General features: G+C 55.8%; 1 protein-coding gene. It reads left to right on the top strand.

Annotated features, from left to right (window positions below; genetic code table 11):
* Positions 1 to 61 precede the first annotated feature (61 nt).
* A partial coding sequence (locus tag MRX98_RS22225) for an IS91 family transposase (RefSeq protein ID WP_425523913.1) occupies positions 62 to 840 on the top strand: 779 nt, incomplete at its 3' end.

Genomic DNA, 840 nt, shown 5'->3' with positions numbered 1-840 from the left:
TACAGAAGATATGAGGTACTCGATCAAATAGAGAAACAAGGATTGGTTGTTGAAGTCACCAGTGCCCAAGCGAGCATGTACCGAGCGCTCAAATGGACGCTGCGGTCTTGAAGTAGCAGATATCTTTCGACGGTACGGCGCACAATATCGATCTGACCACAACCTGACGCCCAAGCAGCACGCAGCCATGTTTGACATCGAGCATTGCCGAACCAGTTATTTTGGTTACCACGTTGACGCATGCGACGCGTGCGACTGGACGGAGCGCTCCCACAATTCGTGCCGCAATCGAAACTGCCCCAAATGCCAGGGCATAGCAAGAAGAAAATGGGTGGCCGCCCGCCTTGCCGATCTATTACCCGTGCCCTACTATCACAGCATCTTCACCTTGCCACACGTGATCAATCCGCTGGTGCCGTTCAACAAAGCGCTGCTGTACGAGATGATCTTCGATAGCGCATCGCAAGCCCTGCTGCAATTCGGCCGTGATCCCAAATGGCTGGGCGCACAGATCGGCTTTTTCGGTATCCTGCACAGCTGGGGCAGCAAAATGTGGAGCCACCTTCACGTTCATTTCATCGTGCCCGCCGGCGGCGTCGATGCCAACGGCCATTGGGTCGAACCCAAATACAAGGGCCGGTTTCTGTTTCCTGTGCGGGCCGTATCCCAAGTCTACCGGGGCAAGTTCGTCCAGCGGCTCAAAAACGCCTATTATCAGGGCCGGTTGGTGTTGCCCGAGGGCTACCGGCATTTGGCCGATCCCAAGCAGTTTGAGCGTTTTGTGGATGCGCTGGTCGGCCGCGACTGGAACGTGCATATCAAGCGGCCCTTTTCCACGCC

This window comes from Desulfatitalea alkaliphila, from assembly GCF_022968795.1.
Taxonomy (GTDB): domain Bacteria; phylum Desulfobacterota; class Desulfobacteria; order Desulfobacterales; family Desulfosarcinaceae; genus Desulfatitalea; species Desulfatitalea alkaliphila.
This window is presented reverse-complemented; position numbering and strand designations above follow the sequence as displayed.